The 25,877-nt window shown below is 72.6% G+C and carries 26 protein-coding genes; 13 read left to right on the forward strand and 13 right to left on the reverse strand.

Annotation, left to right across the window (positions count from 1 at the left end):
* Positions 1 to 6: 6 nt before the first annotated feature.
* The 5 genes from AB0D99_RS15935 (at position 7) to AB0D99_RS15955 (ending at position 3,992) form a co-directional block, all read left to right on the forward strand.
* Positions 7 to 990 (forward strand): tripartite tricarboxylate transporter substrate binding protein, encoded by a 984-nt coding sequence (locus tag AB0D99_RS15935; protein ID WP_362361215.1) that lies wholly within the window; start codon positions 7 to 9, stop codon positions 988 to 990.
* Positions 987 to 1,532: a tripartite tricarboxylate transporter TctB family protein gene (locus AB0D99_RS15940; protein ID WP_362361218.1), complete on the forward strand. Its 546-nt coding sequence runs from the start codon at positions 987 to 989 to the stop codon at positions 1,530 to 1,532. The genes AB0D99_RS15935 and AB0D99_RS15940 overlap by 4 nt, the downstream gene beginning before the upstream one ends.
* A gap of 3 nt (positions 1,533 to 1,535) precedes the next feature.
* Positions 1,536 to 3,032, forward strand: coding sequence for a tripartite tricarboxylate transporter permease (locus AB0D99_RS15945; protein ID WP_362361221.1), 1,497 nt, complete (start codon positions 1,536 to 1,538; stop codon positions 3,030 to 3,032).
* Positions 3,029 to 3,499: a GNAT family N-acetyltransferase gene (locus tag AB0D99_RS15950; protein ID WP_362361224.1), complete on the forward strand. Its 471-nt coding sequence runs from the start codon at positions 3,029 to 3,031 to the stop codon at positions 3,497 to 3,499. Before AB0D99_RS15945 ends, AB0D99_RS15950 begins: the two co-directional genes overlap by 4 nt.
* Positions 3,500 to 3,578: 79 nt before the next feature.
* Complete coding sequence (locus tag AB0D99_RS15955; RefSeq protein WP_362361227.1) at positions 3,579 to 3,992, forward strand: DUF6299 family protein; 414 nt, start codon at positions 3,579 to 3,581, stop codon at positions 3,990 to 3,992.
* Here AB0D99_RS15955 and AB0D99_RS15960 read toward each other — a convergent pair.
* Positions 3,979 to 4,464, reverse strand: a complete 486-nt coding sequence (locus tag AB0D99_RS15960; RefSeq protein ID WP_362361230.1) for a DUF402 domain-containing protein — start codon at positions 4,462 to 4,464, stop codon at positions 3,979 to 3,981. The two genes, AB0D99_RS15955 and AB0D99_RS15960, sit on opposite strands and share 14 nt — an antisense overlap.
* Entirely contained in the window at positions 4,445 to 5,365 is a 921-nt protein-coding gene (locus tag AB0D99_RS15965; protein ID WP_362361233.1) for a GNAT family N-acetyltransferase, read from the reverse strand. Before AB0D99_RS15965 ends, AB0D99_RS15960 begins: the two co-directional genes overlap by 20 nt.
* Before the next feature lie 73 nt (positions 5,366 to 5,438).
* Here AB0D99_RS15965 and AB0D99_RS15970 point away from each other — a divergent pair, with 73 nt between their 5' ends.
* Positions 5,439 to 5,813: a GntR family transcriptional regulator gene (locus AB0D99_RS15970; RefSeq protein WP_362361236.1), complete on the forward strand. Its 375-nt coding sequence runs from the start codon at positions 5,439 to 5,441 to the stop codon at positions 5,811 to 5,813.
* 56 nt (positions 5,814 to 5,869) lie between these two features.
* On the opposite strand, the gene AB0D99_RS15975 is transcribed toward AB0D99_RS15970, so the two are convergent.
* From AB0D99_RS15975 to AB0D99_RS15990, 4 genes are all read right to left on the reverse strand, one after another.
* Positions 5,870 to 6,985 carry a DUF5925 domain-containing protein gene (locus AB0D99_RS15975; RefSeq protein ID WP_362361239.1) on the reverse strand — a complete coding sequence of 372 codons (1,116 nt, stop codon included), beginning with the start codon at positions 6,983 to 6,985 and terminating at the stop codon, positions 5,870 to 5,872.
* An 89-nt stretch (positions 6,986 to 7,074) separates the two neighbouring features.
* Positions 7,075 to 7,848, reverse strand: a complete 774-nt coding sequence (locus AB0D99_RS15980; RefSeq protein WP_362361461.1) for a polysaccharide deacetylase family protein — start codon at positions 7,846 to 7,848, stop codon at positions 7,075 to 7,077.
* A 20-nt stretch (positions 7,849 to 7,868) separates the two neighbouring features.
* Positions 7,869 to 8,891, reverse strand: a complete 1,023-nt coding sequence (locus tag AB0D99_RS15985; RefSeq protein ID WP_362361242.1) for a glycosyltransferase family 2 protein — start codon at positions 8,889 to 8,891, stop codon at positions 7,869 to 7,871.
* Positions 8,888 to 9,718 (reverse strand): glycosyltransferase family 2 protein, encoded by an 831-nt coding sequence (locus AB0D99_RS15990; protein ID WP_362361246.1) that lies wholly within the window; start codon positions 9,716 to 9,718, stop codon positions 8,888 to 8,890. Before AB0D99_RS15990 ends, AB0D99_RS15985 begins: the two co-directional genes overlap by 4 nt.
* 640 nt (positions 9,719 to 10,358) lie before the next feature.
* Here AB0D99_RS15990 and AB0D99_RS15995 point away from each other — a divergent pair.
* A complete protein-coding gene (locus tag AB0D99_RS15995; RefSeq protein ID WP_362361249.1) occupies positions 10,359 to 11,165 on the forward strand; it encodes an SGNH/GDSL hydrolase family protein in 807 nt (268 codons plus the stop codon).
* Here the strand turns inward: AB0D99_RS15995 and AB0D99_RS16000 are convergent.
* A complete protein-coding gene (locus AB0D99_RS16000; protein ID WP_362361252.1) occupies positions 11,149 to 12,723 on the reverse strand; it encodes a protein kinase in 1,575 nt (524 codons plus the stop codon). The genes AB0D99_RS15995 and AB0D99_RS16000 overlap by 17 nt on opposite strands.
* A gap of 334 nt (positions 12,724 to 13,057) precedes the next feature.
* On the opposite strand from AB0D99_RS16000, the gene AB0D99_RS16005 reads away from it, so the two are divergent.
* On the forward strand, positions 13,058 to 13,321 hold the full coding sequence (locus AB0D99_RS16005; RefSeq protein WP_362361255.1) for a hypothetical protein: 264 nt from the start codon (positions 13,058 to 13,060) through the stop codon (positions 13,319 to 13,321).
* Positions 13,322 to 13,450: 129 nt separating this feature from the next.
* Here AB0D99_RS16005 and AB0D99_RS16010 read toward each other — a convergent pair whose 3' ends face one another.
* From AB0D99_RS16010 to AB0D99_RS16020, 3 genes are all read right to left on the reverse strand, one after another.
* Entirely contained in the window at positions 13,451 to 14,647 is a 1,197-nt protein-coding gene (locus AB0D99_RS16010) for a CaiB/BaiF CoA-transferase family protein (RefSeq protein WP_362361258.1), read from the reverse strand.
* Between the two features lie 62 nt (positions 14,648 to 14,709).
* Positions 14,710 to 15,486: an ABC transporter permease gene (locus AB0D99_RS16015; protein WP_362361261.1), complete on the reverse strand. Its 777-nt coding sequence runs from the start codon at positions 15,484 to 15,486 to the stop codon at positions 14,710 to 14,712.
* Positions 15,483 to 16,421: an ATP-binding cassette domain-containing protein gene (locus AB0D99_RS16020; RefSeq protein ID WP_362361264.1), complete on the reverse strand. Its 939-nt coding sequence runs from the start codon at positions 16,419 to 16,421 to the stop codon at positions 15,483 to 15,485. Before AB0D99_RS16020 ends, AB0D99_RS16015 begins: the two co-directional genes overlap by 4 nt.
* 62 nt (positions 16,422 to 16,483) lie before the next feature.
* Between AB0D99_RS16020 and AB0D99_RS16025 the strand changes: the two genes are divergently transcribed.
* Positions 16,484 to 17,221 carry a TetR/AcrR family transcriptional regulator gene (locus AB0D99_RS16025; RefSeq protein ID WP_362361267.1) on the forward strand — a complete coding sequence of 246 codons (738 nt, stop codon included), beginning with the start codon at positions 16,484 to 16,486 and terminating at the stop codon, positions 17,219 to 17,221.
* Between the two features lie 87 nt (positions 17,222 to 17,308).
* On the opposite strand, the gene AB0D99_RS16030 is transcribed toward AB0D99_RS16025, so the two are convergent.
* The 3 genes from AB0D99_RS16030 to hmgA all read right to left on the reverse strand — a co-directional run bounded on the left by AB0D99_RS16030 (position 17,309) and on the right by hmgA (position 20,658).
* The gene (locus tag AB0D99_RS16030; protein WP_362361464.1) at positions 17,309 to 18,463 is read right to left on the reverse strand and encodes a type ISP restriction/modification enzyme; all 1,155 of its coding nucleotides are present in this window, start codon (positions 18,461 to 18,463) and stop codon (positions 17,309 to 17,311) included.
* Between the two features lie 71 nt (positions 18,464 to 18,534).
* Positions 18,535 to 19,284 carry a GntR family transcriptional regulator gene (locus tag AB0D99_RS16035; RefSeq protein WP_362361270.1) on the reverse strand — a complete coding sequence of 250 codons (750 nt, stop codon included), beginning with the start codon at positions 19,282 to 19,284 and terminating at the stop codon, positions 18,535 to 18,537.
* A 48-nt stretch (positions 19,285 to 19,332) separates the two neighbouring features.
* On the reverse strand, positions 19,333 to 20,658 hold the full coding sequence (hmgA, locus tag AB0D99_RS16040; RefSeq protein ID WP_362361273.1) for a homogentisate 1,2-dioxygenase: 1,326 nt from the start codon (positions 20,656 to 20,658) through the stop codon (positions 19,333 to 19,335).
* Between the two features lie 143 nt (positions 20,659 to 20,801).
* Here hmgA and AB0D99_RS16045 point away from each other — a divergent pair, with 143 nt between their 5' ends.
* The 4 genes from AB0D99_RS16045 to AB0D99_RS16060 all read left to right on the forward strand — a co-directional run bounded on the left by AB0D99_RS16045 (position 20,802) and on the right by AB0D99_RS16060 (position 25,853).
* The gene (locus AB0D99_RS16045; RefSeq protein WP_362361276.1) at positions 20,802 to 22,868 is read left to right on the forward strand and encodes a right-handed parallel beta-helix repeat-containing protein; all 2,067 of its coding nucleotides are present in this window, start codon (positions 20,802 to 20,804) and stop codon (positions 22,866 to 22,868) included.
* Between the two features lie 269 nt (positions 22,869 to 23,137).
* Positions 23,138 to 23,917, forward strand: a complete 780-nt coding sequence (locus AB0D99_RS16050) for a hypothetical protein (RefSeq protein ID WP_362361279.1) — start codon at positions 23,138 to 23,140, stop codon at positions 23,915 to 23,917.
* The gene (locus AB0D99_RS16055; RefSeq protein ID WP_362361282.1) at positions 23,914 to 25,191 is read left to right on the forward strand and encodes a hypothetical protein; all 1,278 of its coding nucleotides are present in this window, start codon (positions 23,914 to 23,916) and stop codon (positions 25,189 to 25,191) included. Before AB0D99_RS16050 ends, AB0D99_RS16055 begins: the two co-directional genes overlap by 4 nt.
* Before the next feature lie 41 nt (positions 25,192 to 25,232).
* Positions 25,233 to 25,853 carry a TetR/AcrR family transcriptional regulator gene (locus tag AB0D99_RS16060; RefSeq protein ID WP_362361285.1) on the forward strand — a complete coding sequence of 207 codons (621 nt, stop codon included), beginning with the start codon at positions 25,233 to 25,235 and terminating at the stop codon, positions 25,851 to 25,853.
* Positions 25,854 to 25,877: the final 24 nt, after the last annotated feature.

The raw sequence follows: 25,877 nt of genomic DNA on the forward strand, positions 1-25,877 counted from the left end.
GCACACGTGCGTCTGCGCACCCCCCTCGCCCTGCTCGGGGCCGCGCTGCTGGTGTTGGTGGGGCCGCCCCTGCTCTCCACCGGCGGCGGCTCCGACACCGGCACCCAGATACCGGGCCTGCGGTTCATGGTTCCCAACACGCCCGGCGGCGGGTACGACATCACCGCCCGCACCGCGGCCAAGAACGCGGAGGACGCCGGGCTCACCACCGGCATCGAGGTCTTCAACCTGCCCGGCGCCGGCGGCACCGTCGGCCTGACCCGGCTCGTCGGCGAGCACGGCAACGGCCGGCTCGCGATGTCCATGGGCCTCGGCGTCGTCGGAGCGGTCCACACCAACAAGACCCCGAAGACCCTCGCCGACACCACCCCGATCGCCCGGCTCACCATGGAGCAGGACATCGTCGTCGTCGGCAAGAACTCCCCGTACAAGACCATCCAGGACCTGCTCGCCGCCTGGAAGAAGGACCCGGGCAAGCTGCCCGTCGGCGGCGGCTCCTCGCCCGGCGGACCCGACCACCTCGCCCCGATGCTGATGGCGCAGGCCGCCGGCATCGCCCCGAAGAGCGTCAACTACGTCCCCTTCGACGGCGGCGGCGAGCTCCTCGCGTCCATCCTCGGAAACAAGGTCGCCTTCGGCGTCTCGGGCGTCGGCGAGTATCTCGACCAGATCCACTCCGGCGAGCTGCGGCTCCTCGCCGTCACCGGCGCCGAGCGGATCCCGGGCCTGGACGCCCCGACCCTGCGCGAGGCCGGACTCGACACCGAGTTCATCAACTGGCGGGGGATCGTCGCCCCGCCCGGCCTGTCGGACGCGGAGCGGGACAAGCTCGTCGGCCTGGCGAAGAAGCTGCACGACTCCCCGCAGTGGCGCGAGTCGCTGCGGAAGAACAACTGGAACGACGCCTTCCTGCCCGGTGAGGAGTTCGGGACCTTCCTCACCGAACAGGACCGGCGGGTCGGCTCGGTACTGAAGGAGCTCGGACTGTGACGAACCCCGTGAAGGACACGGTGACGGCCCGGGAGACGGCCCCGGGGAAGGGGTCCTGGCTGCGCGAGCACTCCGAGCTCGGTGTCGGCCTCCTCCTGCTCGTCATCGGCGTGCTCGTCCTCACCGACGCCCTCACCATGACCGTCGACATCGCCCAGCGCGGCCCCGTCGGCCCCAGAACCGTCCCGGTCGTCGTCGGCGCCGGCCTGCTCGTCGTCGCCGTCCTCCTCGCGATCGACGTCCTGCGCGGCGGCCGCGGCGAGGCCGAGGGCGGTGAGGACGTCGACCTCTCCGAGCCCGGCGACTGGCGTACGGTCCTGCTCCTCGCCGGAGTCTTCCTCGCGTTCGCCGTCCTCATCGGACCGGTCGGCTTCCCCGTCTCCGGAGCCCTGCTCTTCTGGGGCGCGGCCTACGCCCTCGGCAGCCGCCACCTCCACCGCGACCCGCTGATCGCCGCCGGACTCTCCCTCCTCACCTACGTCGTCTTCAACAACCTGCTCGGAGTTCCGCTGCCCGGCGGCCCGCTGATGGGAGTGCTCTGACCCATGGACTCACTGAACTCCCTGATCGACGGCTTCGGTACGGCCCTCACCCCGATGAACCTGCTGTGGGCCGCGATCGGCGTGCTCCTCGGCACCGCCATCGGCGTCCTGCCCGGCATCGGCCCCGCCATGGCGGTCGCCCTGCTGCTGCCGGTGACGTACGGACTCGAACCGACCGGCGCCTTCATCATGTTCGCCGGCATCTACTACGGAGCCATGTTCGGCGGCTCCACCACCTCGATCCTGCTCAACACCCCCGGCGAGAGCGCGGCAGTCGTCGCCGCCATGGAGGGCAACCCCATGGCGAAGGCCGGGCGCGGCGCCCAGGCGCTCGCGGCCGCCGCCATCGGCCACTTCGCCGGCGGCATGATCGGCACGCTCCTGCTCGTCGCGCTCGCCCCGACCGTCGCCGCGCTCGCCGTCGACATCGGCGCACCCGACTACTTCGCGATCATGGTCCTCGCGTTCATCGCGGTGACCTCCGTCCTCGGCTCCTCCCGCATCCGCGGGCTCGCCTCGCTCCTCATCGGCCTCACCCTCGGCCTGGTCGGCCTCGACCAGATGACCGGTCAGCAGCGCCTCACCTTCGGCTCGCTGCAACTCGCCGACGGCATCGACGTCGTGATCGTCGCGGTCGGCCTCTTCGCCATCGGCGAGGCCCTGTGGGTCGCCGCCCATCTGCGCCGCACGGCCGGCGAGGCCATCCCGGTCGGACGCCCCTGGCTCGGCAAGGACGATGTACGGCGTACCTGGAAGTCCTGGCTGCGCGGCCCCGTCATCGGCTTCCCGTTCGGGGCGATCCCGGCGGGCGGCGCGGAGATCCCGACCTTCCTCTCGTACGTCACCGAGAAGCGGCTCTCCCGGCACAAGGACCAGTTCGGCAAGGGCGCCATCGAGGGCGTCGCCGGACCAGAGTCCGCCGCCTCGGCCTCCGCCGCCGGCACCCTCGTCTCCATGCTGACCCTGGGCCTGCCGACGACGGCCGTCGCCGCCGTCATGCTCGCCGCCTTCCAGCAGTACGGCATCCAGCCCGGCCCGCTGCTCTTCGAGCGCGAACCCGACCTGGTCTGGGGCCTGATCGCCTCGCTCTTCGTCGGCATGGTCCTGCTGCTCGCGCTCAACCTGCCGCTCGCGCCCGTCTGGGCCAAGCTGCTCCGCATCCCGCGCCCGTACCTGTACGCCGGCATCCTCTTCTTCGCCGCCGTCGGCGCCTACGCGGTGGGCGGCGAGGCGCTCGACCTGGTCCTGCTGCTGATCATCGGCCTGCTCGGCTTCGGCATGCGGCGTTACGGCCTTCCGGTGCTGCCCGCCGTCATCGGCGTCATCCTCGGCCCGGCCGCCGAACAGCAGCTGCGCCGCGCCCTGCAGATCAGCGACGGTGCGCTCACGGGCCTGGTGAACACGCCCTTCTCCGTGACCGTCTACGCCGTCATCGCCGTCCTCCTGGCCTGGCCCCTGCTGAAGAAGGTGATCGTCCGCCGCCGTAACGTGGCGGCATGACACAGGACATCCTCCCCCTACGCCTCGCGGCGCCGAGCGACGTTCCAAGGGTGAAGGCCGTGACCGACGCGGCCTACCACCACTACATCGAGCGGATCGGCCTCGTGCCGGGCCCGATGGAGGCGGACCACGCGGCGGACGTCACCGCGGGGAGGGTGTTCGTCGCCGGCGATCCCGTGGTCGGCCTCGTGGTCCTCAGGACCGAGGCCGACCATCTGTACCTCGACAACATCGCCGTCCACCCCGACGCCCAGGGCACCGGTCTCGGCCGTCGGCTGCTGGCCTTCGTGGAGTCCCGCGCCCGCGAACTGGGGCTCCCCGAGGTGCGGCTGCTGACCAACGCGATGATGTGGGAGAACCAGAAGATGTACGAGCGGTACGGCTACGAGGTCGTCGAACGGAGGCTGGACGGCCCGTACGACCGTATTCATTACCGCAAGCGCCTCAACTCGCCCCCGATAGGGTGAGTTTCGGACAGCGGACGGCTTGATCGGATATCCCTGGCGGGCGACACCACCCCCCCACGTCCGGAAGGGACATCCCTCGATGCGCCTCCGCCTCGCCCTCACCGCCAGCAGCCTGCTGGTCGCCGCCTGCGCTTCCGCCGCCCACGCCGGCCCCGGCGACCGGCTCTCGGTCGACGGCCACGGAACCGTCGCCGCCGACGGCACGGTCACCGTCTCCGGCACGTATCGCTGCCTGGACGACAGCGACGGCCCGGTCTTCGTCAGCAGCACGCTCGTCCAGCGGGAACGCTCCGCCGGGATCGGCGGCACCCGGGCCGTCTGCGACGGCCGGCCGCGCACCTGGTCCCACTCGGCCGTCGTGAAGGAGCCCGCCTACCGTGCGGGCGCCGCCCGGGTGAAGGCCACCCTGACGCAGCTCACCCCCGCCGGCTCGCTCGGGCTCCCGCTCCCCGGCTTCGTCGCCACCCGGGACTCGGCCGTCACCCTGCGCTGACCAGGGCGATCAGACCGTCCCTCCCCAGGCCCTCCAGCTCGTCGAGGGCCGCGACCGCGCGGGCCGCCGCCTTCGGATCGGAGGCGGCAAGGCCACCGGCCTCGAACTCGTCCTCGTCGAGCCGCAGCACCTCGCTGCCGTCCGCCGACACCCACAGGTCCAGGTCCAGGTCCTCGACCACGACCTCGGCGCCGTCGACCACGGCCGGCCGGGCGACATCGCAGTACCAGCCCTTGAGCGTCCCGTCGGCGGAGCGGACCTCCTTGACCGCGTACCAGCGGTCCCGCCAGTAGTGCTCCACGAACACATCTCCCGGCTCGAAGCGGACGAAGCCGAAGTCCCGTACCCCCTCCGCCGCCCACGGAGCCCGGACCGACAGCCGGGTGCCGTCGTCGGCGAGGACGGCGGCGGGGTAGCGGATCTTCGTGCGCCCCGCCTTCACGAGCACGACCTCAACCGAGGGTGCGGACATGACGTACCTCCGTCGCGCAGATCTCGTAACCGAACCACTTGTTGATCGCCAGCATCGGCCCGTTGCCGGTGTCGTTCCCGGTGAACGCCTCCGTGCAGCCGGCCGCGCGCGCCCGGTGCAGGGAGTCGTTCTTGGCCAGCTTCGCGAGACCCCGACCCCGGAAGGCAGGGTCGGTGCCCGTCATCCCCGTGCTGTACCGGCCCTGCCCGTCGGTCTGGGCGGCGCTGAAGGCGACGGGACGGCCGTCGACGACCGCGACGGAGGTCAGCTCGCGGGAGAACAGCGGATGGTTCCAGGTCGTCGCCAGCCAGTGCTCGTAGTCCGTCAGCTCGGCGCCGACGTCGCCGGGTTCGTCGGACGTGGTCAGCGCGTCGAGCACGAACAGCGGACGGGGGTCGGCGGCGAACTCGGCGGCGGAACGCAGCTCGACACCGGCCGGCGGCTCCTGGAGCGGGGGAAGGGGGGCGGAGACGAGGTCGAGGCGCAGGAAGTGCGCGGAACGGCGCGCCGCGTAGCCGCGCCGCTCGGCGAAGGCACGGAACGCCGGCTCGTCGAACACCCAGCTGTAGAGGACGGTCGCGCCGTGCTCCACGAGGTGCTCCTCGGAGGCCCGCGCCAGCAGCGACCCGGCGCCGAGTCCGCGCCTCTCCGGGTGGACGTAGACGTTGAGCGAACCGACACCGGCCTCGGGCGCGTCGTGCGCGATACGGAGCTGGGAGGTGCCGACGATCTCCCCGTCGACCTCCGCGACCAGCGGACGCGCATGCGCGTCGGGATGGGAGTGGGCCCAGTCGAAGGCCACCTGAGCGGCGTTGGCCAGCATGAACGGGACGGCGGCGCGCCGGACTCGGGCGAAGCCCTCGGCGTCCTCGGGTCGTACATCACGGACGATCACAGTCATGGTGCCGCACGGTACGGGCCGGAGTGGCGAGGCCGCCTCCCCATTTTCCCGGGGGCGGGGGCAGAATCGGGCCGTGACATTGCGAATCACCGTGGACACGGACTCGTCGACCGCCCCATACGAACAACTGCGCGCCCAGATCGCGGAGCGAGCCCGCTCCGGCGCCCTGCCGGTCGGCTACAAGCTCCCGACGGTACGCGGGCTGGCGCAGGAGCTGGGCCTCGCGGCGAACACGGTCGCCAAGGCGTACAAGTCGCTGGAGGCGGACGGCGTGATCGAGACGCGCGGCCGCAACGGCACGTTCGTCGCCGCGGCGGGCGACGCGGCCGAGCGCCTGGCGGCGAGCGCGGCGGCGGCCTACGCGGCGGAGGCGAAGCGGCTGGGCCTCACCCGCGCATCGGCGGCGTCAGCGGTGACGGACGCGCTGCGGGCGGCGTACGGCGCCTGACCCTCTTTCGGACACCGGCCCCGGGCTGCCGTCCCGAGAACGGGACGGCAGCCGCCCTACAGGTACATTCCCGCGTCCGGGATCCGGGGCTCCGGGAGCCCCGGGGCCGACCCGCCACGGCGCAGGGCGTACAGCTCCGCCAGCGTGGCACCGTCGTGCGGTACCCCTTCCTCCGTGCCCAGCCATCCCACCGCCTCGCGCCGGGTCAGCCCGCCCACCTCGATCCGGGCCAGGCACCGGCCCGGCCGGACGACCGCCGGGTGCAGCCGCTCCAGGTCCTCGTTGGTGGTGACGCCGACGAGGACGTTCCGGCCCTGGCCCAGCAGCCCGTCCGTCAGGTTCAGGAGCCGGGACAGCGCCTGGCCCGCCGTGTGCTTCGCCTCGCCGCGGATCAGTTCGTCGCAGTCCTCCAGGAGCAGCAGCCGCCACCGCCCCTTCGCCGTGCCCTCGTCCTCACCGATGGCGATGTCCATCAGATATCCGACGTCGCTGAAGAGCCGCTCCGGGTCCAGGACGCAGTCCACCTGGCACCAGTCCCGCCACGACCGGGCGAGTGTGCGCAGCGCGGACGTCTTGCCCGTCCCCGGGGGGCCGTGGAGCAGCAGCAGCCGCCCCGCGATGTCGTCCGGGGTGACCCTCATCAGCCGGTCCATCGCGTCGGCGACCGGCGCCGTGTAGTTGGGCCGGATCTCCTCCCACGTACCCGCGCTGATCTGACGGGTCGTACGGTGCGGGCCGCGTCGCGGAGACACGTACCAGAAGCCCATGGTCACGTTCTCGGGCTGCGGTTCGGGCTCGTCCTTCGCCCCGTCCGTCGCCTCCTTCAGGACCTTCTCCGCCAGCTCCGCCCCGGTCGCCGTCACGGTGACGTCCGCACCCCGGTTCCAGCGGGAGACCAGCAGCGTCCAGCCCTCGCCCTCGGCCAGCAGGGCGCTGCGGTCGTCGTCCTTGGCGGCCCGCAGCACCTTCGCCCCGGTCGGCAGAAGCGTCGCGGAGGGCTTCACCCGGTCCAGGGTGGTGCTGTGGGAGTGCGGCTGCTCGCCGGTCGCGAACCGGCCGAGGAACAGCGCGTCGACGACATCGGCGGGTGAGTCGCTGTCGTCGACGGTGAGCCGCATCGGCAGCGCTCGCTGCGGCTCGGACGGCGGCATGGTGGCAGACATGACGGCCATGATCCGGCAATCGGGCATTCCGTGCACGGTGTTTTGAACGGGACGATCCCGCGGGTCGCGGCGGTGGCGGCCGCCGCGACCCGCGGGGGTCAGACCGGCTGCCGGCCGGCCGCCCGCAGGGCCCCCCGCGCCCTGCGCACCACCGCGTACCCCTTGGTCAGCGCCCGGTCCGCGGCGAAGGCCCGCCCGATGGCCCGCCCTTCCACCAGCCGTGCGAACTCCTCGATGCCGGTGGACCGCCGGACGGTCATCCGCTCCAGGGCGTACGGCCCCTGACAGCGCTTCGCCGTCGCGTTGCCGACGGCCAGCGCCTGGGCGTAGCCGGCGCCCCGGACCGCCTGCCGGACGCGCCGGCTGGAGTATCCGTACGGGTAGGCGAAGGACTCCGGCGCGTTGCCCAGCTCCTCCCGGACGATCTCCTTGCACCGCTGGGCCTCGTACCGGAGCCGGCGGTCGTCGACCTGGTCGAGCTGCGGATGCGTATGGGTGTGGCCGCCGATCTCCGCTCCCGCGGCGGCCAGTTCCCGGACCTGGTCCCAGTCGAGCATGGTGTCGGGGGCCCCGCCCTCGTCGTGGGCACCGCGCAGCCAGCCCGTGGAGACGAAGAGCGTCGAGGCGAAGCCGTGCCGGGCCAGCACCGGCAGGGCATGCCGGTGCACCCCCTCGTACCCGTCGTCGAAGGTGATGAGGACCGGGCGCGCGGGCAGGGCCCCGCCCGTGCGCCAGGCCGTGGCCAGTTCGGCGGTGGTGAGCGGGGTGAGACCGTGCTCGGCCACCACCGCCATCTGCTCGGCGAACGCCTCGGGCGAGACGGACAGCCGGTGCGTCGCGGGGGAGGGCCGGTGGTCGACCGCGTGGTACATCAGGATCGGTACGCGCTCGCTCACGCGGCCACCTCCGGAGCCGGGGAGGAGTCCGGCCGGGCCGGGATCGGACCGGAGGAGAACGTCGCCCCGCCCCGGCGCACCCGCAGGGTGCCCCGCACGAAGCCGCCGGCCGCCACCGCCACGCCCACCACGATGGCGGCGGCGCGGCCCGCGCCGCCGGGCCGGCCGAGCACGGCGTCGCGCAGTCCGCGCACGACACCGGCCGGCAACACCCGGGTGGTGTAGCGCCGTTCGGCCTCCAGGCCCTCGTTCGCCCCGACGCTTCTGGACACCAGTGCCTTGGAGATCCCCTCGGCGTACGTCCGGCTGCGGAAGTAGTCGAAACGCTCGCGGGCCGCCGGGACCTTGTGGTGGATGACGGACCGGTCGTCGATCAGCAGCAGCGCCTCGGGCAGTGCCTGGGAGAGCCGGATGCACAGCTCCGTCTCCTCGCAGCCGAGGGGCCGCCTGTCGCCGTCCCTCCCGATGCCGGTGGCGAAGCCGCCGGCGACGTCGAAGGCCGTGCGGCGGAAGGAGGCGTTGCCCCCCAGCACGTTCCGTACCCTGACCAGCCCCGGCGGCAGGCCCCGGTAGGTGCAGCCGACGACCCAGTCGAACTCTTCGGGGAACCAGGCCGGCCGCGTTCCCGACGCCCACGCGGGCAGGGTCCGGCCGCCGACGGCCATCACGTCCGGGTCCTCGTACCCGGCGGCGAAGTACCGCAGCCAGTCCCGCTCGGCGACGGCGTCGTCGTCGAGGAAGGCCACGAACTCGCCGCGGGACGCCGCGATGCCGGTGTTGCGTCCGGAGGAGAGGCCGCGGGGGCCCGCGTTGGCGAGCACCCGCACCTCCTCTCGTACCGACGCGTCCTCGAACCGCTCGGTCAGCCGGGCGCGGAGCCGCTCGTTGTGGTCGACCACGAGCAGGATCTCCAGCGCCGGATGCGACTGTGTCCGTACGGAGTCGACCGCGGCGAGGATGTCCCCCCAGCGCTCCTCCGTGTAGACGCAGATCACGACCGAGAACCGGCGGTCGCTCAAGACGTCTCTCCCCGGGGGACGTTGACGGAGAACGCGGTGGGCCGGCGGCGTGCCGAGCGTCTCACGCCCTTCTCCTTGAGGATGACCTTGAGGACCCGGATGCCGTCGCGGACGGCGTTGAGGTTGCTGACGCCGTGGATGCGCAGGTACTCGTGGCTCGGCACCTCCTGGACCTTCAGTCCGGCCTTGACGACCCGGACGTTGATGAGGGTCTCGATCTCGAAGCCGGTGCAGTCGAGGGTGATCTCGTCGAGGCAGCGGCGCCAGAAGGCGTTGTACCCGTAGCAGAGGTCGGTGTAGCGGGCGCCGAACTTCCGGTTGACCAGGGCGCACAGGGCCCAGTTGCCGAGCCGGCGGATCGGCGTCATGTCGTCCGTGCCGCCGCCGTTGGCGAAGCGGGATCCCTTGGCGAAGTCGGCGCCGCCGACCAGCGCGGAGACGTAGGAGACGATCTCCTGGCCGTCGGCGGAGCCGTCCGCGTCCACCATCACGATGATGTCGCCGGTGCAGGCGGCGAATCCGCTGATGAGGGCGTCCCCCTTGCCCTTGCCTGCCTGCTTGACGACCTTGACGCCGGGCCACATGTCACGGGCCACGCGGACGGTGTCGTCGGTGGAGTTTCCGTCGACGAGAACGACTTCGTGGATCCAGTCGGGAAGCGACTTGAAGACGTAGGGAAGATTTTCCGCTTCGTTCATCGCGGGGATGACGACACTCACCGGAGGCGTGATCGCCAAATGCGAGGTGATCGCCTTGTAATGAGCGGCTATCAGACTCCGGTCCGCGGAATCATGGCCGGTGACGGCCGGGCGCAGGAATGAGCTCATGGCTGGTGTTTCCCTCTCGTCCGGTGGACCGCCCGCCCCCGGGCTGTCCGGTGGTCTGTCCGGTTCGAAAGGGGGGTCCTCACCCCGTCCACACGGCAGCAATCGCCGCATGGCATGGGTGAGTTGGCATCTCAAGCCGCGCGGCACGCGACTCGGTGGACACGCCTGTGTACACCGAGCACAGCACCCCCCTACCGCGCCCCGCTCCGGGACCATCGCGACGCTAGAGCCCTCCCCTGAGCCGCTGTGCCGATGGACCGATGCGGGTGAGATGTACGACGGTATTGATGAATGCGACTGTATGGCAAGTCCTGGATCGACGGCTCCCGTTTCTGCTATTCGGGGAGTCTTCTGTGGTCGGATGCGGAACCGTCACGATCGGTTTTTCACAATCCGTTTGGCCTCTGTTGCCGTTGAGGTTTCGCGAGACTTCTGAGTAATTCCGTGCGAATTCATTTCACGATTCGTTCGACCTCGCGCCGCCGCCGGCTCCGCATGATCCATCAGCTGGCTTGATTTCGACGGTCTCTGACGGGTGATCGGCAACTTCTCGCCAAGGAATCTTGGCATGGACACTTCCAGCGCGCCGGATGCGCTGCTACTACCAAGTAACGCAGAGATCCTGCTACAGGGAGGTTCCATGAAACTGTCCCGATTCGCGGCTTTCTCGTCCTCGCTGATGCTCGGTGCCGTCCTCGCCCTGACCGGGGCGGGAGCCGCACAGGCCGCAGAAACCGCGGCGCTCGACTACGTGGCCCTCGGTGACTCGTACTCCTCCGGCGTGGGCGCCGGGAGCTACGACGGCGCCAGCGGCGACTGCAAGCGCTCCACCAAGGCATTCCCCGTCCTCTGGAAGAACGCGAACGCCCCCTCGTCGTTCGCCTTCACGGCTTGCTCGGGCGCCCGAACGGGTGATGTCACGAGCGGGCAGCTCGGACCCCTCTCCACCGCCACCGACCTGGTCTCTCTCACGATCGGCGGCAATGACGCCGGCTTCGCCGACGTCATGACCACCTGTGTCCTCCAGTCGGAATCGACCTGCATCAACCGTGTGAATCAGGCCAAGGGCTATGTCGACACCACGCTGCCCGGGAAGCTCGACGCGGTGTATTCGGCCATCGCCTCCAAGGCGCCGAACGCCCGCGTCGTCGTCCTCGGCTACCCGCGCTTCTACAAGCTCGGCGGCAGCTGCGTCGCCGGCCTGAGCGAGAACGAGCGCCGCGCCATCAACGACGCGGCCGACTACCTCAACGCCGCCACCGCCAAGCGCGCGGCCGACCACGGCTACACCTTCGCCAGCGTCGTCCCGTCGTTCACCGGGCACGAGATCTGCTCCGGCTCGGCATGGCTGCACAGCGTCAACTGGCTCAACATCGGGGAGTCGTACCACCCCACCGCCGCCGGACAGTCCGGCGGTTATCTGCCCAGCTTCAGGGCTGTGGCGTAGCCGATCCGCTCGGGGAGGTGGCCCCGCCCGTCGGGGTCGCCTGCTCACAGGTCACCGAGAACGCCACCCAGTTCGACCGCTTCTCGACCGGGGCGCGCACCTCCAGCCGGATGCGGTCACGAAGGGTCTCGTCCGCCCGATACGTCGGCTCGGTGTGGTCGACCTGCTTCTCCCGGGGGCCGTCCGCGGCGAACTCCAGCGTCCGCCAGTCCGTCGCCGGACTCTCCCCGCTCTCGGTCACCCAGCGGTACTCCACCGAGACCGGGGTACGCCCCACGGTGAGCACTCCGGTGAAGGCGGGAGCCGAGGTCTCCGGCGGCGGGCAGGTCCCGCTGTAGCTGTCGCGCACGGCCCGCACGTGCACCAGGACCGTCTGTACCGGCGGCGGGTCGGTCCGCGTCGTGGGCGGGCTGCTCGGGGCGGTGGTGGTCGGCGCGGGCGAGGAGGTCGCCGGCGCGCTCGTCGCCGGGGCGCTGCTCGTCGGCGCCCCGCCCGGGTCCTCGTCGTCGCCCTGGTTCCGCAGCAGGGCGTACGTCAGTCCGCCCACGGCCAGCACCAGAAGGGCGACACCCACCGCGAGCACGGTGCCCGCCCGCTTCCGGCGTTCCGGGGACGCCTCGCGCGAGGGGCCGGGGCTCGGGGGGTGCGGCAGGGGCAGGGGCGGGGTCGACCCGGCGGCCTCGGCCGGGTCACCCGGTCCGTGCGGGGCGGGGGGCAGGGGCGCGGTGCGCGTCGGCTCGGGGTGCGGCGTGCCGCCCGCGGCCACCAGCCTCAGCTCCCGTTCCGCCTCGTCCGCCGGGATCCGTTCCCGTGGATCCTTGCGGAGCAGTCCCTCGATCACGGGGGCCAGCGGGCCCGCCCCGCGGGGCGGCGGCAGTTCCTCGTCCACCACGGCCCGCAGGGTGCTCAGCGGGGTGTCCTGGTGGAAGGGGGAGGCGCCCTCCACCGCCGCGTACAGGAGCACGCCGAGCGACCACAGGTCCGACGCGGGTCCCGGGGTGCGTCCCAAGGCCCTTTCGGGGGCCAGGAACTCGGGCGATCCGACCAGCTCGCCCGTCATCGTGAGGTTGGAGGTCCCCTCCACCGTCGCGATGCCGAAGTCGGTGAGGACGACCCGTCCGTCGTTGGCGAGCAGGACGTTGCCCGGCTTCACGTCCCGGTGGAGCACCCCCGCCTCGTGCGCGGCGCGCAGCGCGGCCAGCACCTCGGCGCCCACGCCCGCGGCACGCCGCGGGGTCATGGGGCCCTCCGCGTCGAGGACGTCGGAGAGCGTGAGCCCGCGGATCAGCTCCATCACGATCCAGGGCCGGCCGTCCTCGGTGGCCACGTCGTACACCGTCACCACGTTCCGGTGCGAGATCCGGGCGGCCGCCCACGCCTCCCGCTCCAGGCGGGCGTAGAGCCGCCGCTCGTCGTCCCCGGAGAGCCCCGCCGGGGCGCGGACCTCCTTGACCGCGACCTCGCGGCCGAGAAGCTCGTCCCTGGCCCGCCACACGGTGCCCATGCCGCCCTGGCCCAGGACGTCGAGGAGTCGGTACCGCCCCGCGATCACGGTCATGGCGTGTCCCCGTCCGTCGTCCACCGGTGGAACATTCCTGCCCCGGGCCCGGCCACTTGGAACACCCCCCTGCGAGCCCCTGGCGATCTTGGTGGTGGAGATCACACACCGTCAGACGACGACGGTCGGCGGGCTTGCGTGCAGGATGGTTCGTGACGGTTCGGCAGGTGTTCGAGCGCTGTCCAACTCGCCCTGGAATCAGATGGATTCAGACGGTAACCGTCAACCCCCGTACGAGTGCGGTGAATCCTGACGCCGGGATACACGAGTGTCACAGCGGAGCGATAGGGTTAACCTGCCCGGGATGGGTGCCCTCGTTAGGGTGGGGAGTGACATGGAACAGATAGCAATGCGCAGCAGGCCGCGAGTGCCTGCCATCACATGCGGGAGCAGTGCGACCAGTTCGCGACTCGACCGACATCTCGCGGTGCTCGGCGGTCCCGTCGTGCCACAGCGCGACGCGGCCGAGGCGACACTGCTGATGCGGGAGCTGACGTCGCGCGATGTCGCGCACAGCCGTCGCAGCAGGAGCGCGCGGGTCTCGCTCTTCGCGCCTCTGCGCCGCCTGCGGCGCTCGCTCTTCGGCAGCCGCGGCTAGCCCGCGTTCCTCCGGGGGCGTGGGCGTCCGATCCGCAGGGCTGGGGATCCCCCAGGAGAAGCCCTGGGGGCGGACGAGCACACCTCCGACGACGGCGGCCGCCCCACCCCGCTCACCCCAGCGGCCCCGTCACGCCACCACACCGTCCCCCCGTAGCGACACCAGCTCCGCCGGCCCCACCCCGAGCTCACCGAGCACCGCGTCCGTGTCCTCCCCCAACGTCGGAATGCGGCCCATCCGGGCTTCCGGCCCGTCCGGGAACGTGACCGGCGGCAGCAGGGTCCTCAGCGGCCCGGCCGCCGAGTGCACGAACCTCCACCGGTCCCGCGCCGCCAGCTGAGGATGTTCCGCCAGGTCGGCGACCGTGTTCAGCCGCGCGCACGCGACCCCCGCCGCGTCCAGCCGCGCCAGCGCCTCCGCCGCCGTCAGCGGAGCCAGGGCATCGGCCACCACCGCGTCCGTCCTCGCCCGCCCGGCCACCCGTGCCGTGTTCGTGGCGAAGGCCGGATCGTCCGCCAGATCCGGCCGCTCCAGCACCTGTTCGGCGAGCCGCCGCCACTCACGGTCGTTCTGGACCGACAGCAGGACCAGGCCCCCGTCGACGGTGGGATAGGCGTCGTAGGGCGCGATGACGGCGTGCGCCAGTCCCGTGCGCGCCGGTGCCGTGCCCCCGTGCATCCCGTGGTGCAGCGGATGCCCCATCCACTCGGCCAGGGAGTCGAGCAGCGACACCTCCACCGGGCCGCCCCGCCCGGTCGTCCCGCGGCGAACCAGCGCGGCGAGGACACCCGAGAAGGCGTACATCCCCGCCGCGATGTCGGCCGCCGGGATCCCCGACTTGACCGGCCGCTCCCGCGTCCCGGTCACCGAGACCAGACCCGCCTCGCACTGCACGAGCATGTCGTAGGCCCGCTTGTGCGCGTACGGCCCGCCCGGCCCGTAACCCGAGACGTCCACCGCGATCAGCCGCGGATGCGCGGCACAGAGGGCGGCCGCGTCCAGGCCGAGCCGGGCCGCCGCGCCCTGCGCCAGGTTCTGGACGAAGACGTCCGCGCCGGCCACCAGCCGGCGGACCAGGTCGAGCCCGCGGGGGTCCTTCAGGTCGACGGCCACCGACTCCTTGCCGCGGTTGCACCACACGAAGTGCGAGGCCAGGCCCAGCGCCGCCGTGTCGTAGCCCCGGGCGAAGTCCCCGCCGTCCGGGCGCTCGATCTTGATGACGCGGGCGCCCAGATCCGCGAGTTGGCGGGTGGCGAAGGGGGCGGCGACGGCCTGCTCGACCGCCACGACCGTGATCCCCTCCAGGGGGAGTGGCTGAGTGCTCATGACAGCCCTGCCTACCGTGTGACCGGCGCCTTGTCACCGTCACCCTCGTCACCCCGGGCGTGTCACCCGCGGGTGTACCTGCGCACCGCCAGGGGTGCGAAGACGGCGATCAGCCCCACCGACCAGAGCAGCGAGCCGGCCACCGGGTGTGCCACCGGCCAGGCGGCGTCCGCCGGGACGGCCGCGTTGCCGAAGAGGTCCCGCACCGCCGTCGTGACCGCCGAGATCGGGTTCCACTCGGCGAGCGTGCGCAGCCAGCCGGGCATGTTCCCGGTCGGGATGTACGCGTTCGACAGGAGCGGCAGCATGAACGTGGCGCTGCCCAGCTGGCCGGCCGCCTCCTCGCTCCGCGAGGCCAGGCCGAGCAGGATCCCCACCCATGTCGCCGCGAAGCGGAAGAGGAGCAGCAGCCCGAACGCCCCGAGCGCCTCCACGGCGGAGCCCTCGATCCGCCAGCCCATCGCGAGACCGACCAGGATCATCGGCACCATGCCGGCCGCGCTGGTCAGCAGATCGGCGAGGGCCTGCCCGAGCGGTACGGCGGCCCGGCTGATCGGCATGGTCCGGAAGCGGTCCATGACGCCCCGGTGCGAGTCCTGGGCGGCCTGGAACATTCCCGTCATCACACCGCCCGCCGCCGTCGCCACGAGCAGCCCGGGCAGCAGATACGCCCGGTACTCGGTGCCCGGCATGGCGAGCGCGCTGCCGAAGACGTATCCGAAGAAGAGCAGGAAGACGACGGGCATCGTCTGCGTCATCACGACGATCGCCGGGGCGCGGCGGACCTTCCGCAGATGGCGGCCCAGTACCGCGGCCCCGTCGAGGGCGAGCGCGCTCATGCGGCGAGCTCCTTCCGGTCGGTGAGGCGCAGGAACACCTCGTCGAGGGTGGGCGGACGCAGCGAGGCGTCGACGATGTGGACCCCGGCGGCGTCGATCTCCCGGACGATCCGGGGCAGGGTGAGCGTGGTGTCCGTGGTCACCGCGCCGACCGTGCGCCGCTCGGCGTCCAGCGCCGGTGCGGAGCCGGTCAGTCGGTCGAGGACGGCGGCCGCGGCGTCGAGCAGCGCCGGATCGGCGACGACGACCTCCGCCCAGCCGCCGATCATCGCCTTGAGCTCGGCCGGGGTGCCTCGGTGCGCGGCCCGGCCCCCGTCGATCAGCACGATGTCGTCGGCGAGCTGATCGGCCTCCTCCAGGTACTGCGTGGTGAGCAGCACGGTCGTGCCCTGCGACGCCAACCCCCGTACGGCGTCCCAGATCCCGTTCCGGCTGTGCGGGTCGAGCCCGGTCGTCGGCTCGTCGAGGAAGAGGACCCGCGGCGGGACGAGCAGGCTCGCCGCGAGGTCGAGCCGGCGGCGCATCCCGCCCGAGTAGGTCCGGACGGGCCGGCCGGCCGCCTCCGTCAGGCCGAACCGCTCCAGGAGTTCGTCGGCCCGGGTGCGCGGGGCACGCAGCAGCCTGGCGAAGAGCCGCAGGTTCTCGGCGCCGGAGAGGTCGCCGTCGACCGAGGCGTACTGGCCGGTGACCGCGATCCGTTTCCGCACCCCCGCCGGGTCGCGCACGACGTCGCACCCCGCGACCCGGGCGCTTCCGCCGTCCGGGGCGACCAGCGTGGTCAGGACCCGGACGGCGGTCGTCTTGCCCGCACCGTTGGGGCCGAGGACCCCGCAGACCGTGCCCTCGGGGACGGCCAGGTCGAGCCCGCGCAGCGCGTGGACGTCGCCGTAGCGTTTCCGCAGACCCTCACTAAGTACAGCGTACGTAGTAGTCATGGTTGGACCATACCCCACTACGTACGCTGTACGTAACTAAGATGAGGGGGAGGTGATGATCAATGGCGGGCCGAGCGGCCGAACCGGAAGTGATCTGGGCGCGCCCCGAGCGCACGGGCCGCGGCCCGAAACCGGCGTACAGCAGGGCCGACATCGTGGCCGCCGCCGTCCGCATCGCCGACGCCGACGGGATCGAGGCGCTCTCGATGCGCCGGATCGCGGCCGACATCGGCTGCGGCACGATGTCGCTCTACAACTACGTGCCGCGCAAGGAGGACCTGTACGAGCTGATGGTCGACGCCGTCAGCGGCGAGTACGACCTCCCCGAACCGCCGAGCGGCGACTGGCGCGCGGACATGTTCCACGTGGCGCGCGAGGCCCGGGGCATCCTGCGCCGCCACCCCTGGGTGATCAGGCTGATGACGACCGGCTACGCCTTCGGTCCCAACGCGCTGCGCTTCCTCGAAGGGTGTCTGGCCTGCCTGGACGGTCTCGACCTGCCCGGCGGCACCAAGATGGAGCTGATCGCGACGGTCAACGGCACCGTGATGACGATCGTCGCCAACGAACTCGCCCTCGCCGAGCGCGCCCGCGGACTGCCCTGGTCCGAGGAGCAGGAACAGGCGGTGCGCGGGGCCTATCTGAGGGAGCGGCTCGCGGGAGGCGCGTACCCCCGGCTGGCGGCGGTGTTCGGCGAGGCCGGCGCCGGACCCCTCGACCCCGAGCAGATCTTCGAACTGACGCTGGGCCGGGTCCTCGACTCCTTCGTGCCCGGCCGGGGTGTCGCGAGTCCGGCCTGATCCGGAAGGGACGCACCGGGTCGGGTCCGGCGGACGCGCCCGGCTCGCGACGCCCCGCGGGCGGACGGTGAGACCTTCCGGGCGTCGCTAGAGCAGCGCGAACTGGCCCTCGGGGCCCTCTTCCCGATGGTCCAGCACGGAGGCGGGGCGGCGCGCCGCCTCCGGCACCGGCAGCACTCCGGCGGCCCGCAGCGCGTTCCGGGTCAGCGGCTCGCCCCGTGCGAGCGCCTCCCGCTCCGGGTCCCGCTGGGCCAGGAGGGCGAGGACCGTGATCAGCTCCAGGAGCTCCGAGGTCCACTCCTGCGGCCAGGCCGCCGGGCCGATCGCCTCCAGACCGCCGGACTCGGCCGGCGAGGTCCGGTGCGTGAACCACTGTTCGAGCATCCGCACGCCGCCGACGTGGAACTCCCACGCCTCGGCCGGTACGGGGGAGATCCGGCCGTCGTCGAGGGTCAGCGTCTCCTCCGCCGGCTCGTACGCCAGCACGGCGGGCCGGGCCGGGATCGGCGCTCGCACGTAGGGCCGGCGGCCGCCGGGCAGCCGCGGCCGCTCGCCGCCCCGGGAGCCCCGCAGCTGGATGTCGGTGAGCCGCCGGCCCAGCGCCACACCCGCCTCCCAGAGCTCCGGGTCGGCCGGGAGGGGCACGCGACAGCCCGCCGCGGAGGGGCGGACGGCCGCGACGGTCCAGGCCAGAACGGACTCGGGGGTGACCGGCATGCCGTACCGCTCGCCGAGCAGCGGGAGCAGACCGGGCGTGAGGTTCGGCTCCTCGCCCCCGGGGCGCCGGAAGAGCGGCCGGATCCGCCCCGGCCGCCCCGCGGGGGAGCGGCCGTCGGGGAGCGCCGAGGTCACCAGGAGCGCGGGGCCCGACGCCCCCGGTACGAATCCCTGCTCCACCGCGAAGAGCTGCTGGTCGTCGGCGACCCGCCACAGCTCCGGACGGGCGGTGTCGATGAGCCGGTGGTCGGGGAGCAGCCACTGCTCGTCGAAGGGGCCGTGGGCCAGCCGTACCGGCTCGGGGCACGGCCCCGACTCCCGGACGAAGCGGACCGTGCCGGTCCGCTGCCCGGGCAGCGCGGACACCGAACTCGACGGGGTCCGTGCCCGGCTGGGCCGGAACAGCTCCTCGCGCTCGGCCCCCTCCGCCCGGACGAGACGGTCCCAGCGGGCCCGCAGCGTGCGGACGTCCGGCGCCACGATCCAGGAGCGGCCGAGCCGCAGCGGCGCGACGGACCACGGCATCAGCTCGTCCAGGAGGGGCGCGTCGTCCAGCGGTACGTCTTCGGTCACGCCCCGGATGCTAGCGAGCGGGCTCAGTGCGCCTCCACCGTCACCGTGAACGAGAACCGGTCGCCCCGATAGCGGATCCGGGCCACGTCGACCACCCGGCCGTCCTCGTCGTAGGTCACGCCGGTGTAGTGGAGGATCGGCGAGAGCAGCGGCACCTCCAGGAGCGCGGCCGTCTCCGGGTCGGCGAGACGGGCCTCGACGGTGTCCGTGATCCGGCTGATCCGGACCCCCATCACGTCCCGCAGCACCTTCGTCATCGGCCAGCGCTCCAGATCGGCCGGGTCGAGACCGGCCGCGACGTCCGGCCGTACCGCGTTCTGAGCCCAGTTGGTCGGCTCGCCGGTCTCCCCGTCGCGCCGCAGCCGGCGGTACGCGACGACCTCCGTCGCGTCGGGGAAGTACTCGGCGAGCTCGCCCGGCACCGGCTCCGTGCCGTGGCCGAGGACGGTGGTCCGCTCGCCGGACTGCTGGGCCACGATCGCGTCGATCGAGCCGAGCAGCCGGCGCGGGCTGGAGCGCCGGGCGCCCGGTTCGATGAAGGTGCCGCGCCGCCGGTGCCTGCTGATCAGGCCCTCCTCCTCCAGCTCCTTGAGGGCCTGGCGCATGGTCAGCACGCTCACGCCGTAGTGCGCGGCGAGCTGCTCCTCGGTGGGCAGCCGCAGCGAGGCGTCCGGCGTGCGGCCCAGTATGGAGGCGCGCAACGACTGCGAGACCTGATACCAGAGCGGCAGCTTGCGGTTCAGGACCAGCGAGTCGGGGGCGAAGGCGGTCACGGCGTTCTCCGTACGACGACTACGACGAGACTCGACGGCTACGAGTCTCTACGGCCGGAAGTGGCGCTCCAGACCCTGCCATACGTCGTCGTAGCCCTTCTGCAGATGGTCGGCGTTCGCGGCCTGGCCGGTGGCGGTGACGGGCCAGCGGGTCTCGAACATGAAGGCCAGACCGTCGTCGATCCGCTGCGGCTTCAGCTCGGCCGCGCTCGCCCTGTCGAAGGTCTCCCGGTCGGGGCCGTGCGCGGACATCATGTTGTGCAGCGAGCCACCGCCGGGAACGAAGCCCTCCGCCTTGGCGTCGTAGGCCCCCTCGATCAGGCCCATGTACTCGCTCATCACGTTGCGGTGGAAGTAGGGCGGGCGGAAGGTGTCCTCGCCGACCAGCCAGCGCGGGGCGAAGACCACGAAGTCGACACCGGCGAGGCCCGGGGTGTCCGACGGCGAGGTGAGGACCGTGAAGATCGACGGGTCGGGGTGGTCGTACGAGATCGTCCCGATGACGTTGAAGCGGTGCAGGTCGTAGACGTACGGGGTGTGGTTGCCGTGCCAGGCGACGACATCGAGCGGGGAGTGGCCGTACGTCGCCGACCAGAGGTTCCCGCAGTACTTGTTGACGACCTCGACCGGGCCCTCGACGTCCTCGTAGGCGGCGACGGGCGCGCGGAAGTCGCGGGCGTTGGCCAGGCCGTTGGCGCCGATCGGGCCGAGGTCCGGGAGCTGGAACGGCGCCCCGTAGTTCTCGCAGACGTACCCCCGGGCGCTCTCGTCCAGGAGCTCGACGCGGAAGCGGACACCGCGCGGGATCAGCGCGACCTCTCCGGGGCGGGCGGCGAGCAGGCCCAGCTCGGTGCGGAGCAGCAGACCGCCGCGCTCGGGGACGATCAGCAGCTCGCCGTCGGCGTCGCTGAAGACCCGGTCCATCGAGGCGTTCGCGTGGTACAGGTGCACGGCCATGCCGGCGCGCTGGGTGGCGTCCCCGTTGCCGCCGAGGGTCCACAGGCCGGCGAGCCAGTCCGTGCCCGGCGCCGGCTCGGGCAGCGGGTTCCAGCGCAGCCGGTTGGGGTCGGGGACGGTCTCGGTGAAGGGCGCCGAGCGCAGCGCGCCGTTGTCGATCCGGGCGAACGGCGGGTGCGCCGCCGAGGGCCGGATGCGGTAGAGCCACGAGCGGCGGTTGTGCGCGCGGGGCTCGGTGAAGGCGCTGCCGCTGAGCTGCTCCGCGTAGAGGCCGAGGGGGGCGCGCTGCGGAGAGTTGCGGCCGTGCGGCAACGCGCCGGGCACCGCCTCCGAGCTGTGCTCGTTGCCGAAGCCGGTGCTGTAGTCCAGCGCCTCGGCCACCTTTCTGGCCTGCTCCGTCGGCTGTTCCGTGGTCATCGCCCGCTCCTGTTCTGAGCCCGCATAAGGAATCCTATGGAAGACCGTAGGATTCCGCGACCGCTCGCGTCAACGGGTCACGGTTCGACGTGATGCGCGCAGAAGGGGTTCCAAAAGATGAACATTGCTCTACTCTCTCGCGCATGTCGTGGACCCGTAGGCTCCTTGTCGCGCTCTCGGTCGTTCTCGCGGCGCTCGCCGCCGCCCTCGTCACCGCTCCCGTGGCCCAGGCCCACGAGGAGCGGCCCGTCACCTTCCCCGACGGCTCCGGCAGCGTGCCCACGCTGCGGACCGGGGAACCCGATCTGCTCGTCTGCAAGACCGACCGGGCCGACTTCGCCCGGCGCGTCTCCGGCTTCCCGGCCGAGGTGAAGGCACGCAACCTGGCCCTGTTCGAGCGCTGCACGCGGTCCGGCCACCGCCATCTCCAACAGGCCGTCGACGCGGTCGACCGGCCCGGCATGACCATCGCCGTCCTGCCCGGCCTGTACGAGGAGGAGCCTTCGCAGCCCGCGCCGACCGGCGCCTGCGCCTCGCTCAAGGCGCCGAACTCCGCGCTCGGCTACCAGATCCTGTCGTACGAGCAGCAGAGGCAGTGTCCCCACAACCAGAACCTGGTCGCGATCCTGGGCAAGAAGAACCTCCAGATCGAGGGCACCGGAGCCTCACGTCTCGACGTCGTGATCGACGCCAAGTACACCAAGCTCAACGCGATACGGGCCGACGAGTCCGACGGGATCTACTTCCGCAACTTCACCGCCCAGCGCACCACCTTCAACTCCCTCTATGTGCTCGCGGGCGACGGCTTCGTCATCGACGACGTGCTGACCCGGTGGAACGACGAGTACGGCTTCCTGACCTTCGCGTCCGACCACGGCCTGTACAAGAACTGCGAGTCCTACGGCAACGGCGACTCCGGGATCTACCCCGGCTCGGCCTCCGACATCAACAACGGCCGGGGCTACGACGTCCCGCGCTACTCCATCGAGATCACCGGCTGCCGCAGCCACCACAACATGGTCGGCTACTCGGGAACGGCCGGGGACTCGGTCTACGTCCACGACAACGAGTTCGACCACAACATGGGCGGTGCGTCGATGGACTCCGCCTTCCCGGGCCACCCCGGACTGCCGCAGAACCACGCCCGCTTCGAGCGGAACCTCATCCACGACAACAACCAGAACTACTACCGTCACGTCGCCGACGGCACCTGCGCCAAGCCGCCCGTCGAGCGCGGCTACGAACAGGGCGTCGTCTGCCCCCAGATATCCATGCCGCCCGGCACCGGCATCATCACCGCGGGCGGCAACTGGAACCTCTACGAGAACAACTGGGTGTACGGGCACCAGCGCGCCGCCTTCTTCCTGAGCGCCGTGCCCGCCTTCATCCGCGGCGAGTCCGACTGGGGCAAGCAGACCGACACCTCCCACCGCAACCGCTACGCCGGCAACCACCTGGGCGTCGACCGCTCCGGCGCCTCCCGCCCCAACCGCACGGACGTCTGGTGGGACGGCCAGGGCGGCGGCAACTGCTGGCAGGCCGACGCCGGGGCCTCCAGCCCGGGCTCCCTGCCCGAGTGCGGGACCCGGCGGGGCGACGTCTCGGGGAACACCGACCGGCTCGTCGGGGAGCCGGCCAAGCTGGCGCACCTCCTCGTCTGCGCCGACTACAACGTCCAGGCGCGGCGGCTGCCGGCCGGCTGCGACTGGTACGGGGCGCGGGGCATCCAGCGCGTCGAGACCCAGCTCGCCCTGGCGCTCGCGGTCGTCCTCGCCCTGGTCGGCGGCGCGCTGTGGTGGCGCCGGCTCCGCGGCAGCCGGCTCGCGGGCGCGGCGACCCTGGCGGGCCTCGCGGGCCTGGGGCTGGACGTGGCCGGCTCGACCCTCGGTCTGTCCTCGGGCCCCGTACCCGCCCTGGCGCTGCTCCTGATCGGCGCCTGGTGGACGGCGCTCGGACTCGCCCTGCGTCCGTCCCGTCCCGCCTTCGCCTGGATCACCCTCGCCCTGGGCGCCCTCACCCTCCTCGACGCCTTCGACAAGGCCGTCCTGATGATCCCCTGGATCCCGCTGAGCCCGGCGTGGCTGCGCGGGCTGCTCGCGGTGGTGTGGGTGCTGTGGGCGGTCGTGGCGGCCGGCCGTCGCGCCCCAGCGGCGCCCGTCCCACCCGCACCGAGGGACGAACCCGCCGAGACGCCGGGAGCCCGCGCATGACCACCACCCCGAGGACCGCGGCCCCGGCGCCACGTGAGGCGACCGCCTCCCGTCCTCCGGGCGGGGGAGCCACCGGCGGTGGAGGGGCGGCCTCGCACGAGTGCGCCCGGCACGGGGCCGCGCGGCACGTGCCCGTCCCGCCGGGCTCCGTCCCGCGGGGCTCCGTCCCGAACGCAGAGGCCCGGCGAGGGTCCGTCCCGAACGCAGAGGCCCGGCGAGGGTCCGTCCCGCACGGGTCCGTCCCGCGCCTCGGCGTCCCGCGTGGTGGTGTGCGGCGGTGGATCGCCGCCGCCGCCGGTGTCGCCCTGGCCTCCGCCCTCGTCGTCGGCTGTGGCGGACGGGCCACCACGCACCACAAGCCGGGCACCAGCCACCAGGAGGCGACCGGCGGCAGCGGCACACTGCTCGCGGCGAAGGACGAGGCGGGGCACCGCTTGCGCGAGGTGCCCGCCTCGGCCGCCCCTGTCGTCCGGGCCGAGGCGCGGCCCGACTCCGAGGGCGGCTGGAACATCCATCTCACCGTGGAGAGGTTCCGGTTCACCCCCGAGAGCGTCGGCGGCGCCGCGATCCCGGGCCGCGGGCACGCCCGGCTCCTCGTCGACGGCAGGGAGACCGCCCGCGCCTACGGCCCCTGGCACCACGTCCCACCCGGTGCGCGTACCGTGACCGTCCGCCTCCACGCGGACGACCACACCGTCTGGGCCGTCGCGGGCAAGCCGATCGAAGCCACCGTCCGCCTGACCGGTTCGCCCGCCACCGGGACACCGACCCCCACCGCGACCGCCGCCGCTCGGACCGTCGAGATCACCGTCACCGGCACCTCCGTACAACCACCCCCCTCCCGCATCGAGTTGTCCAAGGGCGAGCGCGTCACCCTCCGCGTCACCAGCGACCGCGCCGACACCCTCCATGTCCACGGCTACGACCGCGAACTGCCACTCGCCGCGGGCAGGCCCGCCTCCCTCACCCTGACCGCCGACCGCACCGGACTCTTCGAGGTCGAGACCCACGGGTCCGGGCTCCTCCTGACCCAACTCGCCGTCCGGTGACCGCTCCCGCGCGTCTCCTCGCCCATGGGGTCGGCTCCCAGCACGATCTCCCCCTCTCGCCCTTCTACGCCTACGCCGGCGCGTTCGCCGCGCTCTTCGTCTCCTTCCTCGCCCTGGGCCTGCTCTGGTCGTCCTCCCGCTTCCGCGGCGACCGGGCGGGCCGCCCCCTGCCCGTCGCCCTCCAGCGCCTCGCCGACGCCCCGGCCACCCGCACGACGCTCCGAGTCCTCGGCGCCGCCGCCGGGCTCGCCGTGCTGCTCCACCTCCTCCTCGGGCCCGACGACCCCGACCGCAACCCGGCCCCCGGCGCCGTCTACGTCCTGCTGTGGGTCGGGCTCGTCCCCGCCTCCCTCCTCCTCGGCCCCGTCTGGCGCCTGCTCAACCCGCTGCGCGCCCTCCACGCGCTGCTTCCCACGCCCCGAGCCCCACGTCCCGTGCCCGCCGCCCTCGGCATCCGCCCGGCAGCCGCGGGCCTCCTCCTCTTCGCCTGGCTCGAACTCGCCGCACCCGACCCCGCGTCCACCGCCACCCTCCTTTCCTTCCTCGCCGTGCTCACGGCCGTCGGACTCCTCGGCGCCGCCCGCCACGGCCCCGACTGGTTCGCCCACGCCGACCCCTTCGAGGTCTACTCCTCCCTCCTCGCCCGGCTCTCCCCGCTCGGCCGCCGTGCCGACGGCCGACTCGTCCTGCGCTCGCCCTTCAACGGCCTCGACTCCACGCCCCGGACCCCCGGCCTGGTCGCCACCGTCTGCGTCCTCCTCGGCTCCACCGCCTACGACGGCATCTCCGACAACCCCCGCTGGATCACCACCCTCCAGACCTCCGCCCTCGGCCCGACCCCCACCGCCACGCTCGGCCTGCTCGCCGCCGTCGCCCTCGTCGCCGCCCTCTACGCCCTGTGCGCCGGCACGCTGCGCCTGATGTCCCGCAGCCTCACCCACCCCCTCCTGTCCTTCGCCCACTCCCTCCTGCCGATCGCCCTCGGCTACCTGATCGCCCACTACTTCACACTCCTCGTCACCGAAGGGCCACGCACAGTCATGATGGCAGCGGGCACCGACAACGCCTCCGCGCCCGCCCCACCGCTGAGCCCCGGCGGCCTCGCCGCCCTCCAGGTCGCCGCGATCGTCAGCGGCCACGTCCTCGGCGTCGTCGCCGCCCACGACCGCTCCGTGCGCCTCTTCCCGCCCGCCCGGGCGGTGGCCGGTCAACTCCCGCTGTTCGCGCTGATGATCGCGTACACCCTCGGCGGCATCGGCCTGCTCATCGCCTGACCCCGCCCATCTCCTGACCCGACCAGGAACGGAGCGGCATCATGGACCCCGTGTCCCCGTCCTCACTCCGCCGCACCCCCGTCCAGCAGCGCAGCGCCGAGCGCCTCGCGCGGATCCTCGACGCCTGTGCGGAAGTCCTCGACGAGACCGGTTACGAGCAGCTGAGCACCCGCGCCGTCGCCGCCCGCGCGGGCGTCCCCATCGGCTCCGTCTACCGCTTCTTCGGCAACAAGCGCGCCATGGCCGCGGCCCTCGCCCAGCGCAACCTCGACCGCTACGCCGAGCGGATCTCCGCCCGGCTCTCCTCGGCGGGCGACGTCGACGCGCACGGCGCGATCGACAGCGTCCTGGACGAGTACATCGCCATGAAGCGCACCGTCCCCGGCTTCGCCCTCGTCGACTTCGGCGTCCCGGCGCCGCCCGCCGGCGAGGAATCGGCCGAGGACCCCAACCATCGCGTCGCGGACCGCCTCTGCGGGCTGCTCGCCGCCCAGCTCGGCCGGACCACCGACGACATCCTGCGCCGCAAGGTGCTGGTCGGCGTCGAGGCCGCCGACGCGCTGCTCCAGCTCGCCTTCCGTACCGACCCGTCGGGGGACCCCGAGCTCGTCGCCGAGACCCGCGAGCTGCTCTACGCCTATCTCGCGCCCTCTCTGACGTGACCCTCCCCACCGTGCGTACCGGTC

Origin of the sequence: Streptomyces sp. NPDC047971 (assembly GCF_040653355.1) — a bacterium.
Taxonomy (GTDB): domain Bacteria; phylum Actinomycetota; class Actinomycetes; order Streptomycetales; family Streptomycetaceae; genus Streptomyces.

Bases quoted from the DNA above. Each gene is read 5' to 3' on its own strand.
- AB0D99_RS15945 (WP_362361221.1), top strand. From the start codon at position 1,536: ATGGACTCACTGAACTCCCTGATCGACGGCTTCGGTACGGCCCTCACC.
- AB0D99_RS15950 (WP_362361224.1), top strand. From the start codon at position 3,029: ATGACACAGGACATCCTCCCCCTACGCCTCGCGGCGCCGAGCGACGTT.
- AB0D99_RS15955 (WP_362361227.1), top strand. From the start codon at position 3,579: ATGCGCCTCCGCCTCGCCCTCACCGCCAGCAGCCTGCTGGTCGCCGCC.
- AB0D99_RS15960 (WP_362361230.1), bottom strand. From the start codon at position 4,464: ATGTCCGCACCCTCGGTTGAGGTCGTGCTCGTGAAGGCGGGGCGCACG.
- AB0D99_RS15965 (WP_362361233.1), bottom strand. From the start codon at position 5,365: ATGACTGTGATCGTCCGTGATGTACGACCCGAGGACGCCGAGGGCTTC.
- AB0D99_RS15975 (WP_362361239.1), bottom strand. From the start codon at position 6,985: ATGGCCGTCATGTCTGCCACCATGCCGCCGTCCGAGCCGCAGCGAGCG.
- AB0D99_RS15980 (WP_362361461.1), bottom strand. From the start codon at position 7,848: ATGTACCACGCGGTCGACCACCGGCCCTCCCCCGCGACGCACCGGCTG.
- AB0D99_RS15990 (WP_362361246.1), bottom strand. From the start codon at position 9,718: ATGAGCTCATTCCTGCGCCCGGCCGTCACCGGCCATGATTCCGCGGAC.
- AB0D99_RS15995 (WP_362361249.1), top strand. From the start codon at position 10,359: ATGAAACTGTCCCGATTCGCGGCTTTCTCGTCCTCGCTGATGCTCGGT.
- AB0D99_RS16000 (WP_362361252.1), bottom strand. From the start codon at position 12,723: ATGACCGTGATCGCGGGGCGGTACCGACTCCTCGACGTCCTGGGCCAG.
- AB0D99_RS16005 (WP_362361255.1), top strand. From the start codon at position 13,058: ATGGAACAGATAGCAATGCGCAGCAGGCCGCGAGTGCCTGCCATCACA.
- AB0D99_RS16010 (WP_362361258.1), bottom strand. From the start codon at position 14,647: ATGAGCACTCAGCCACTCCCCCTGGAGGGGATCACGGTCGTGGCGGTC.
- AB0D99_RS16015 (WP_362361261.1), bottom strand. From the start codon at position 15,486: ATGAGCGCGCTCGCCCTCGACGGGGCCGCGGTACTGGGCCGCCATCTG.
- AB0D99_RS16020 (WP_362361264.1), bottom strand. From the start codon at position 16,421: ATGACTACTACGTACGCTGTACTTAGTGAGGGTCTGCGGAAACGCTAC.
- AB0D99_RS16025 (WP_362361267.1), top strand. From the start codon at position 16,484: ATGGCGGGCCGAGCGGCCGAACCGGAAGTGATCTGGGCGCGCCCCGAG.
- AB0D99_RS16030 (WP_362361464.1), bottom strand. From the start codon at position 18,463: ATGCCGTGGTCCGTCGCGCCGCTGCGGCTCGGCCGCTCCTGGATCGTG.
- hmgA (WP_362361273.1), bottom strand. From the start codon at position 20,658: ATGACCACGGAACAGCCGACGGAGCAGGCCAGAAAGGTGGCCGAGGCG.
- AB0D99_RS16045 (WP_362361276.1), top strand. From the start codon at position 20,802: ATGTCGTGGACCCGTAGGCTCCTTGTCGCGCTCTCGGTCGTTCTCGCG.
- AB0D99_RS16060 (WP_362361285.1), top strand. From the start codon at position 25,233: ATGGACCCCGTGTCCCCGTCCTCACTCCGCCGCACCCCCGTCCAGCAG.